The organism is Verminephrobacter aporrectodeae subsp. tuberculatae At4, assembly GCF_000193225.1.
Taxonomy (GTDB): Bacteria; Pseudomonadota; Gammaproteobacteria; order Burkholderiales; family Burkholderiaceae_C; genus Acidovorax; species Acidovorax aporrectodeae.
Genome location: NZ_AFAL01000075.1, coordinates 1 through 9,591, shown reverse-complemented (window position 1 = coordinate 9,591; position 9,591 = coordinate 1). Strand labels below are relative to the sequence as shown.

Here is a 9,591-nt window from a genome sequence, read left to right as displayed (position 1 = left end):
GGGGGGCAGGTCTGGCATGCGCGATCACCGGCAGCAGCGCCCTGCCGCGGCCTGGGGCGGGTGTTCCGATGGTGAATAATCGGTCCCGCCTGGAGTGCGCAGCATGCCCGATGAATCCCACCCCGCCAGACCGTCCCGCTGTGTCTTCGTGTACGGCACCCTGCGCTGCGGGGGCAGCAACGACATCACCAGGCTGCGGCCGGCTCCGCGCTTCGTCGGCGCGGCGCGGGTCGCGGGGGCGCTCCATCACCTCGGCGCGTATCCCGGCATGACACTGGGCGGCAGCGGATGGGTGCGCGGCGAGGTGTACGCCATTGCGCCGGCACTGGAGGCGCTCCTCGACGAGATCGAGGACCTGGGCGCGGAACCGACCGACGAGTACGTGAAGCGCGAAGTCGTCGTGCAGCTAGAGGGGCAGGCGCAGGCGCTGCCTTGTCTGGTCTACGAAATCAATCCCCGGCGCCTCGGGTCTGCGCCCCTGATTGCGCATGGGGACTGGCTCGGGGAGGGAAATTTATCTCTTATATAAGACATAAGAGCTTGCGCAACTCTTGTAGAAGACTTAGAGTTTGCGTTCAAGGGCGGCGGCGCATCGCGGCCCGGCGTTTCCAACTTGACCCTGGAGTGATCCCATGACCCCATCCCTGAACGAACAACCGGGCCGCGAACAGCAAATTGCCGCCCTGGAAAAAGACTGGACCCGGAACCCGCGCTGGAGTGGCGTGAAGCGCGGCTACGGCGCGGCGGACGTGGTGCGTCTGCGCGGCAGCCTGCAACCGGAACACACGCTCGCCAGGCACGGCGCGCAAAAGCTCTGGGAGAAGATCAACGGGGGGGCCCGCAAGGGCTATGTGAACGCGTTCGGCGCGATCTCCGCCGGGCAGGCCATGCAGCAGGCGAAGGCGGGGCTCGAAGCCGTGTACCTGTCGGGCTGGCAGGTGGCGGCCGACGGCAACACCTCGGAGACCATGTACCCCGACCAGTCGCTGTACGCCTACGACTCGGTGCCCGCGATGGTGCGCCGCATCAACAACACGTTCAAGCGTGCCGACGAGATCCAGTGGAGCCGCGGCATCAACCCCGGCGACAAGGAGTACATCGACTATTTCCTGCCCATCGTGGCGGACGCCGAAGCCGGTTTCGGCGGCGTGCTCAACGCCTTCGAGCTCATGAAGAACATGATCTGCGCAGGCGCTGCGGGCGTTCACTTCGAGGACCAGCTGGCTGCCGTGAAGAAATGCGGCCACATGGGCGGCAAGGTGCTGGTGCCGACGCAGGAAGCCTGCGAAAAGCTGATCGCCGCGCGCTTCGCGGCCGACGTGCTGGGCGTGCCGACCATCGTGCTGGCGCGCACCGACGCCGAGGCCGCGAACCTGATCACCTCGGACCACGACGCGAACGACAGGCCCTTTCTCACCGGCGAGCGCACGCAGGAGGGCTTCTACCGCGTCAGGAACGGGCTGGAGCAAGCCATCAGCCGGGGCGCGGCCTACGCCCCCTACGCCGACCTGGTGTGGTGCGAGACCGGCGTTCCGGACATTGGCTTTGCGCGCGAGTTTGCCCGGGCCGTGCACGCCGCGTGCCCCGGAAAGCTGCTGGCGTACAACTGCTCGCCTTCTTTCAACTGGAAGAGGAACCTCGACGACCGGCAGATCGCCACGTTCCAGGACGAGCTCTCGGCGCTGGGCTACAAGTACCAGTTCATCACGCTGGCCGGAATCCACATCAACTGGTTCAACACCTTCCAGTTCGCCCATGCGTATGCCCGCGGCGAGGGCATGAAGCACTACGCCGAAATGGTGCAGGAGCCGGAATTCGCCGCGCGCGAGAAGGGCTACACCTTCGTTTCGCACCAGCAGGAAGTGGGCGCAGGCTACTTCGACGACGTGACCACCGTGATCCAGGGCGGTTCGTCCAGCGTAAGGGCCCTGACCGGATCGACCGAGGAAGAGCAGTTCCACTGATCGCAGGGGCAGCAGACAGATGCCCTCAGGCCGGCGTGCGCAGCACCCGCCGGTACTGCACGGACTCGGCCACGTGGGCCACCTCGGTGCTGGGCGCGCCCGCAAGGTCGGCAATGCTGCGCGCCACCTTCAGCGCGCGGTGCGTGCTGCGCGCTGACCAGCCCAGCCGCGCTGCGGCGGTGTGGAGGAAGCCCGCGGCTGCGGCGCTCAGTTGCAGGTGCGTGTCGATCTCCTGGCCTTGCAGCGCCTGGTTGCTCTTGCCCTGCCGGGCCAGTGCAAGAGCGCGGGCGCACTCCACGCGCGCGCGGATGGTGGCGCTGGCCTCGCCCGCGGGCGCCTGCACCAATTGGTCGGCGGGCAGGGCGGGAACCTCCACGTGCAGGTCGATGCGGTCGAGCAGCGGTCCGCTGAGCTTGCCCTGGTAGCGGTTCACCTGCTCGGGGGTGCAGCGGCAGGCGCGCTGCGTGGAGCCGAGAAAGCCGCAGGGGCAGGGGTTCATCGCGGCGATCAGCTGAAAGCGCGCCGGGAATTCCGCGCGCTGCACGGCGCGCGCAATGGTGATGCGGCCGCTCTCCAGCGGTTCGCGCAGGGCCTCGAGGGCGGCCCGGGAAAACTCGGGGAGTTCGTCCAGAAAGAGCACGCCGTGGTGCGCCAGCGAGATCTCGCCCGGCCGGGGCGGTGAGCCGCCGCCCACCAGGGCTACCGCGCTGGCGGTATGGTGCGGCGCTCCCGTCGGCCGCCGGCCCCAGGTCTCGGGCCGAAAGCGCCCCGCGAGGCTGGCAAGCGCCGCGCTCTCGAGCGCCTCCTGGACCGCCATGGCGGGCAGCAGCCCGGCAAAACGCAGCGCCAGCATGGACTTGCCGGAGCCGGGCGGGCCCGCCATGAGCACGCTGTGGCCGCCGGCGGCGGCAATCTCCAGCGCGCGCTTGGCCGTGGCCTGGCCCTTGACGTCGGCCATGTCGGGGCCGTCCGCGCCGGCGTCCATCGGCAGGGGTTGCAGGTGGGTCCAGCCGTCGCCGTGCGCGTCGCTGCCTGCTGCCCCACTGCCCGGTGGCACAAAGGCGCGCACCACGTCCAGCAGATGGCGCGCGCGCACGACCCGGGCGGTGGGCACCAGGGCGGCCTCCTCGGCGCTGCCGGGCGGCAGCACCAGTTGGACGTCGATCTGCTGCGTGCGCAGCGCCAGGCTGGTGGCCAGCGCGCCGCGCACCGGGCGCAGTTCGCCCGACAGCGAGAGCTCGCCGGCAAACTCGTGGCCCGCCAGCCGGCTCGCGTCGATCTGCCCGCTGGCCGCCAGGATGCCCAGGGCGATGGGCAGATCGAAGCGCCCGGAGTCCTTGGGCAGGTCGGCCGGCGCAAGGTTCACGGTGATGCGCTTGTTGTGCGGAAACTCCAGCCCCGCGTTTTGCAGCGCCGAGCGCACCCGCTCGCGCGCCTCCTTGACCTCGACATCGGCCAGCCCCACCAGCGTGAAGCTCGGCAGGCCGTTGGTCAGATGCACCTCGACGGTGACGACGGGCGCTTGCAGCCCCAAAAGGGCGCGGCTTTGCACCAAAGCAAGACTCATGAAATGGTTTCTCCCCAGATGGGTGCCCCCTGCGGCTCTTGGGCGCGGCCCGGCTGCGTTTTGCACCGATTGGGTGCACGGCCTGCCTTGCGCGCGCGCACCGCCACTGTAATGGGGATCGGTACGACGCAGGCGTGGCGGTGGCCGTGGCACGGTCCATGCATGGAACGCTTGCTCCGATTCGTCCGTCCCCGCCTTGAGCCATCAACCAAGATCCCACAGGAGGAAACCATGCTCCCTTGCCCCATCAAGTCCCAGGGCCTTGCCTTTCTGGCCCTGCTTGCCCTGGCGCTGCCGGCCCACGCCGAGCTCAGCGGGAATATTTCCCTGACCAGCAATTACAAGTTCCGGGGTCAGGACCAGAACGTGTCCAAGAACAAGCCCTTCAAGCCCGCGATCCAGGGCGGCCTCGACTACAGCTTCGGTGAATCCGGTTTCTACGTGGGCAACTGGAATTCCAGCGTCAAATGGCTGCCGGGGAACTCCATCGAGACCGACCTGTACGGCGGCTACAAGTTGAAGGCCGGCGGCGCCGACCTGGACGTGGGCCTGATGGCCTACGTCTACCCCGGCAACAGCAGCGGCAACACCTTCGAGACCTACGGCGGCGCCACCTTCGGTCCGTTCAGCGCGAAGTACTCGCACACCCTGTCGCGGGACTACTTCGGCTTCGCAGGGGTCGGCCTCAGGGGCCGCAATACCGGCTACCTGAACTTGGCGTGCGCGCAGGAGATTGCACCCAGGTTCACGCTCCGGACCGCCCTGGGCTGGACCCGTTTCGGCGGCAGCATCAGCGCCCCGAACTACATCGACTACAGCCTGGGCGGTGCCTACGACTTCGGCTCGGGCCTGTCGCTGGGAGCGGCCCTGGTGGGCGCAAACAAGAAGTATTTCTTTGGCCCCGTGAACAAGTCCCGCGTGCTCGCCACGCTCACCAAAACCCTGTAAATCTCAACGGGCGCCGCCGGTGCCCGCTCCGGAGGATCTTCGAATGAAAATGGTGACAAGCATCATCAAGCCCTTCAAGCTCGACGAGGTGCGCGAGGCGCTCTCGGACATCGGCGTGCAAGGCATCACGGTAACCGAGGTCAAGGGCTTTGGCCGCCAAAAGGGCCATACCGAGCTGTACCGCGGCGCCGAATACGTGGTCGATTTCCTGCCCAAGGTGAAGATCGAAGCCGCCGTCGCGGACGAACTCGTGGACCGCGTGATCGAGTCCATCGAAAACGCCGCGCGCACCGGCAAGATCGGCGACGGCAAGATTTTCGTGACCCAACTGGAGCAGGTGGTGCGCATCCGCACCGGCGAAACCGGCAAGGAAGCGCTGTAAGGCCCGGCCGCATCACACGAAAGAAGAGGAAACGCCATGAAAAAAATGCTTGCCTCCTGCATTCTGGGGCTGGGTCTGCTCGGCATGGGCAATCTGTCCCTGGCCCAGGCGCCTGCCGCCAGCGTTGCGGCCCCCGCCGCGACCGCGGCGGTGCCTGCCAGCGACGTGGGCGCAGCGGCCGCAGCGGCACCGGCTGCCGCAGAGGCCCCCGCCCTCGTCCCGAACAAGGGCGACACCGCCTGGATGCTGACCGCCACCCTGTTGGTCATCCTGATGGTCCTGCCCGGCCTGGCCCTGTTCTATGGCGGCCTGGTGCGCAGCAAGAACATGCTGTCGGTCCTGATGCAGGTCATGGTCACGTTCTCGCTGGTCATGGTGCTGTGGTTCATCTATGGCTACAGCCTGGCCTTCACCGAGGGAGGGCCCTTCATCGGCGGCCTGGACCGGTTGTTCATGCGCGGCATCTGGGACAACGCCGCAGGCACCTTCGCCAACGCCGCCACCTTCAGCAAGGGGGTGGTGATTCCCGAGGTGGTGTTCGCCGCGTTCCAGGCCACGTTCGCCGGCATCACCTGCACGCTGATCGTTGGCGCCTTCGCGGAACGCATCAAGTTCAGCGCCGTCATGCTGTTCATGGTGCTGTGGTTCAGCTTCAGCTACCTGCCCATCGCGCACATGGTGTGGTTCTGGATGGGTCCTGACGCCTACACGTCCAAGGAAGTGGCCGACGCCGTGACCGCCCGGGCGGGCCAGATCTGGCAGTGGGGCGCGCTGGACTTCGCCGGCGGTACCGTCGTGCACATCAACGCCGCCGTGGCGGGCCTGGTGGGTGCCTTCATGGTCGGCAAGCGCATTGGCTACGGCCGGGAGGCCATGGCGCCGCACAGCCTGACGCTGACCATGGTCGGTGCCTCGCTGCTGTGGGTGGGCTGGTTCGGTTTCAACGCCGGCTCCGCGCTGGAGGCCAATGGTTTCAGCGCCCTGGCCTTCATCAACACGTTGGTGGCCACCTCGGCCGCCGTGCTCGCATGGTGCATCGGCGAGGCGCTGATGCGCGGCAAGGCCTCGATGCTGGGCGCCGCCTCGGGCGCCGTCGCCGGCCTCGTGGCCATCACGCCCGCGGCCGGCAACGTGGGCATCGGCGGCGCGCTGGTGATCGGCTTCGTCGGCGGCTTTGCCTGCCTGTGGGGAGTCAACGGCCTCAAGCGCCTGCTGGGCGCTGACGATTCGCTCGACGTGTTCGGCGTGCACGGCATCGGCGGCATCGTCGGCGCCCTGCTCACCGGCGTGTTCAACGCACCCGGCCTGGGTGGCCCCGGCTATGTGGCCGACTGGGTCAGCGCCACCGCAGTCAGCGCCGCCGACTACTCCATCGCAGCGCAGGTGTGGGTGCAGGCCAAGGCCGTGCTGCTGACCATCGTGTGGTCGGGCGTCGTGTCCTTCGTGGCCTACAAGATCGTCGACCTCACCGTGGGTCTGCGCGTCACGGAAGAGGACGAACGCGAAGGTCTGGACATCACCTCGCACGGCGAGACGGCGTACAACCGCTGAGCCTGCGCCCCTGGTGCGCCGCGGTGTCCGTCCGGACCGCGGCGCAGCCTCTTTCTCAGATGCCCCAGGGATTTGATGACGGTGATGCCCGCCGCTGCGTAGCCGGCGGTGTTGCGCGACGCCACGATGAAGTTCCGTGAGGCCGCAATCGCTGCGATGTAGCCGTCGGCTATGGGAAATCCCCGTCCGCGGGCTCTGGCCGCCGCGGCCAACTCGGCGCAGTGCCGTGCGGCGTCGGTGTCGAATGGCAGCACCCGATCCCGGAACAGATCCAGCAAACCATCGAGCGCCTGTTGCAGCATGCGCTTGTGCTTTCCGGCCGGGAGCGCTGCGATGCCGAACAGCAGCTCGGCCAGCGCCACGCTGGGCAGGTACAGCGTTTCGGCGGCTTGATCGTTCAACCAGGAGCGCACATCAGGGCGCGGGCCGGGCTTCGCCCCAGGGCGCGACGCGCCAGAGGTCGGCGAATTCCCGCGCGGCACGGTCCAGCCGCTGCCTCCAGTCCGCGCCTTCGAGGTAATCCATCTCGGTGAACTGCGCCTCCATCTGGCGCCTGAATTGGGGGTCGGCAGCGATCGCCCGCAGCGCTTCGATGAGGCGCTTTTCCACGTCCTGCGGCAAGCCGCGCGGCGCGACGACACCGCGTTCCGAACCCAGCACCAGTGCCAGCCCCGATTCGCTGAAGCTCGGCACCTGCGGTGCCAGGCGCGAGCGGCCTGCGCCGGCCTGCGCCAGAATGCGCAGCCTGTGCCGAAACGGCATGGCTTCGCCGAGGTTCATCCCTCCCAGCGTCACATGCCCGCCGAGCACCGCGTTGCGCAGCGGGCCGGCACCGTTGAACGGTACGTGGTTCAGGCGCGTTCCGCTCAGGCGCTCGAACAGCACCATGCCCAGGTGGTCGTCGGTGCCGACGCCGGTGGAGCCGTAGCTGATCTCGCCCGGCCGGGCCTTGGCGTCGGCGATCAGGTCGGCCAGGCTCTGGTACTTGCTGTCCTGGACGACCGAGAACGCGCTCGGGTCGCGCACCAGATTCGCCAGGTAGCTGAAGTCGTTCGCCTGGAAGGAGGTGCGGCGCTCGATCGGCAGCGTGACCAGTCCCGGCATATTCGCCATGCCCAGCACGTGGCCGTCGGGCGCGGACCGGGCCACGTAGGCCAGGGCCAGTTCGCCGGATGCGCCGGCACGGTTGCTCACCACCACCTGCGCGCCCAACTGCCGGCTCAGGTGCTGGGCCAACGTGCGGGCCGTGGTGTCGGTGCCGCCGCCGGCGGCGAAGCCGACCACGAGTTCGATCGGTTTCTCCGGCCAGGCCCATGCCGGGCCAGCGGTCAGCGCCGACGCGCATGCCAGCAGGACCAGGCAGCGGTGCGCACACCGGGTTGCGCCGCGCGCGAATGCATGCCACATGGGGAAAGTCTCCTGCCTCGGGGGCGTCGTGATTGAAATGCGGCTCAGGTCCGCGTTTGCGCCTCGCGCCAGGCCAGCAGGCGGCGCACCCCCTCGCGCATGGGAACCTCGGGCCGCCAACCGATCAGCGCGCCGGCTTTGTCGTGCGGGATGTGGAAGGCGCCGCCCGCGGTCAGGCGCACCGTGCCGGGGGGATCGGGCTGGAACTGCGGCGTCAGCCGGCTGCCGCAGTAGTCGAGCACCAACTGCACCAGGGCGCGCGTCGTGATCGGGTCCACCCCGGAGATGTTGACGGCGACGTCGGTGGCCGCACTCTCGAAGGCCGCCAGGTTGGCGCGCGCCACGTCCCCGACGTAGACGAAATGCTTGCTGTCGCTGCCGTCGCCGGGCAGCACCGGGCGCTCTCCGCGGCGCACCCTGTCGTAGGTGTCCATGATGTAGAGCGCGTTCGCTGCCCGATAGTGCTGGCGTTCCCCGTAGACCGTGGAATAGCGCAACGCCACGTAGGCCAGGCCATGCTGCTGCCAGGCTTGGCGGCACAGCTGTTCGCCGATGATCTTGGACGCGCCGTACAGCACCGCCGCGGGCGGAGCGCCGACGCTGTGCAGCGGCAGATCCTCGTGCAGTGCGCCCTGGACGCCCGGTCCGTAGCCGTACACCGCATTCGACGAGGCGAACACCAGCTTGCGCACGCGGTGCAAGCGGCAGGCTTCGATCAGGTTCTGCGCGCCGCGCACGTTCACGTCGATGGCCTGCCACGGGGTCTGCGCGAAACCCAGCGTCATGTGCGCGGCCAACAGCAGCACACCGTCCACGCCCTGCGTGGCGGTCAGCAGTTCGTGCAGCCGGGTGATGTCTGCGCGCACGATGCGCACGCGCGGATCGTCCCGGAGGTGCGCGATCGCCTCGGGCGTGCCGAACGCGAAGTTGTCCAGCAGCAGCACCTCGCGCGCGCCGGCGCGCAGCAGATGTTCCGCGGTATGCGAGCCGACCAGGCTCGCGGCGCCGGCGATGAGCACGCGGGCGCCGCGGATCGGCAGCGCCGCGGACGCGGGAGGGGAGGTTGTGGATTCGGTCATGGCGTGCGCTGCGTCCTCTCGTCAACCCAGGCTTAGAGGTTGCGTGTGCAGCCCCCAGTAAATGCTTTTGTTCTGGCTGTACAGCCGCAGGCCCTGCAGGCCTTTTTCGCGGCCGATGCCGCTGTCCTTGAAGCCCCCGAAAGGGGTGGCGATGTGCGACTGCTTGTAGGTGTTGATCCAGACTGAACCGGCTTCCAGCGCGCGCGCCAGCCGCCAGGCCCTGGGGTAGCTGCCCGTCCAGATGCCCGCCGCCAGTCCGAACGCCGTGCCGTTCGCCTGTTCGATCAGATCGTCTTCGCCGTCGAAGGGCAGCGCCACCAGCACCGGGCCGAAGATTTCCTCCTGGCAGACGCGGGCCTGCGCGTGCAGGCCATCGAGCAGGGTCGGCATGTAGAACGCGCCGCGTGCCAATGCGCCCTGCTCGGGCGCGTACCCGCCGGCCAGCACGCGCGCGCCCTCGCGCCGGCCGAGTTCCACGTAGCCGGCGACCTTGTCGCGGTGCTGCCAGGAGATCAGCGGGCCGACCTGGGTGCCGGGGTCGTCGGGCAGACCGACGCGCAGCGCGCGCGTGCGCTGCGCCAGGGCGGCGACGAATTCGGCGTAGATCGCGCGCTCGACGAAGAGCCGGGAGCCCGCCACGCAGCTCTGCCCCGCAGAGCCGAAGATTCCCGAAAGCACCCCGGCCAGCGCGGC

General features: G+C 68.6%; 9 protein-coding genes and 1 pseudogene. 5 read left to right on the top strand and 5 right to left on the bottom strand.

The features are described from left to right. Nucleotides 1-103 precede the first annotated feature (103 nt). Entirely contained in the window at nt 104-529 is a 426-nt protein-coding gene (locus VTU_RS0103260; RefSeq protein ID WP_010100720.1) for a gamma-glutamylcyclotransferase family protein, read from the top strand. A 103-nt stretch (nt 530-632) separates the two neighbouring features. Beyond that, complete coding sequence (aceA, locus tag VTU_RS0103255) at nt 633-1,964, top strand: isocitrate lyase (RefSeq protein WP_010100718.1); 1,332 nt, start codon at nt 633-635, stop codon at nt 1,962-1,964. Nucleotides 1,965-1,989: 25 nt separating this feature from the next. Here aceA and VTU_RS0103250 read toward each other — a convergent pair whose 3' ends face one another. Next, a complete protein-coding gene (locus tag VTU_RS0103250; RefSeq protein ID WP_010100715.1) occupies nt 1,990-3,531 on the bottom strand; it encodes a YifB family Mg chelatase-like AAA ATPase in 1,542 nt (513 codons plus the stop codon). A gap of 231 nt (nt 3,532-3,762) precedes the next feature. Between VTU_RS0103250 and VTU_RS0103245 the strand changes: the two genes are divergently transcribed. Genes VTU_RS0103245 through VTU_RS0103235 form a run of 3 tightly spaced genes read left to right on the top strand, consistent with a single transcriptional unit; the run spans nt 3,763 to nt 6,412 of the window. After that, nucleotides 3,763-4,479 carry a TorF family putative porin gene (locus tag VTU_RS0103245; RefSeq protein ID WP_010100713.1) on the top strand — a complete coding sequence of 239 codons (717 nt, stop codon included), beginning with the start codon at nt 3,763-3,765 and terminating at the stop codon, nt 4,477-4,479. Nucleotides 4,480-4,522: 43 nt separating this feature from the next. Then, nucleotides 4,523-4,861 (top strand): P-II family nitrogen regulator, encoded by a 339-nt coding sequence (gene glnK / locus VTU_RS0103240; protein WP_010100711.1) that lies wholly within the window; start codon nt 4,523-4,525, stop codon nt 4,859-4,861. Between the two features lie 36 nt (nt 4,862-4,897). After that, a complete protein-coding gene (locus tag VTU_RS0103235; protein ID WP_010100709.1) occupies nt 4,898-6,412 on the top strand; it encodes an ammonium transporter in 1,515 nt (504 codons plus the stop codon). A 55-nt stretch (nt 6,413-6,467) separates the two neighbouring features. Here the strand turns inward: VTU_RS0103235 and VTU_RS34630 are convergent. The 4 genes and pseudogenes from VTU_RS34630 to VTU_RS0103215 form a co-directional block, all read right to left on the bottom strand. Then, nucleotides 6,468-6,825, bottom strand: a pseudogene (locus tag VTU_RS34630) (PIN domain-containing protein). Between the two features lies 1 nt (nt 6,826). Beyond that, complete coding sequence (locus VTU_RS0103225; protein ID WP_010100705.1) at nt 6,827-7,819, bottom strand: tripartite tricarboxylate transporter substrate binding protein; 993 nt, start codon at nt 7,817-7,819, stop codon at nt 6,827-6,829. A 44-nt stretch (nt 7,820-7,863) separates the two neighbouring features. After that, nucleotides 7,864-8,898 (bottom strand): NAD-dependent epimerase/dehydratase family protein, encoded by a 1,035-nt coding sequence (locus tag VTU_RS0103220; protein WP_010100703.1) that lies wholly within the window; start codon nt 8,896-8,898, stop codon nt 7,864-7,866. 21 nt (nt 8,899-8,919) lie between these two features. Beyond that, on the bottom strand, nt 8,920-9,591 hold a 672-nt coding region (locus tag VTU_RS0103215), incomplete at its 5' end, for an aldehyde dehydrogenase family protein (protein ID WP_010100701.1).

Bases quoted from the DNA above. Each gene is read 5' to 3' on its own strand.
- VTU_RS0103245 (WP_010100713.1), top strand. From the start codon at position 3,763: ATGCTCCCTTGCCCCATCAAGTCCCAGGGCCTTGCCTTTCTGGCCCTG.
- VTU_RS0103235 (WP_010100709.1), top strand. From the start codon at position 4,898: ATGAAAAAAATGCTTGCCTCCTGCATTCTGGGGCTGGGTCTGCTCGGC.
- aceA (WP_010100718.1), top strand. From the start codon at position 633: ATGACCCCATCCCTGAACGAACAACCGGGCCGCGAACAGCAAATTGCC.
- VTU_RS0103220 (WP_010100703.1), bottom strand. From the start codon at position 8,898: ATGACCGAATCCACAACCTCCCCTCCCGCGTCCGCGGCGCTGCCGATC.
- VTU_RS0103250 (WP_010100715.1), bottom strand. From the start codon at position 3,531: ATGAGTCTTGCTTTGGTGCAAAGCCGCGCCCTTTTGGGGCTGCAAGCG.
- VTU_RS0103260 (WP_010100720.1), top strand. From the start codon at position 104: ATGCCCGATGAATCCCACCCCGCCAGACCGTCCCGCTGTGTCTTCGTG.
- glnK (WP_010100711.1), top strand. From the start codon at position 4,523: ATGAAAATGGTGACAAGCATCATCAAGCCCTTCAAGCTCGACGAGGTG.
- VTU_RS0103225 (WP_010100705.1), bottom strand. From the start codon at position 7,819: ATGTGGCATGCATTCGCGCGCGGCGCAACCCGGTGTGCGCACCGCTGC.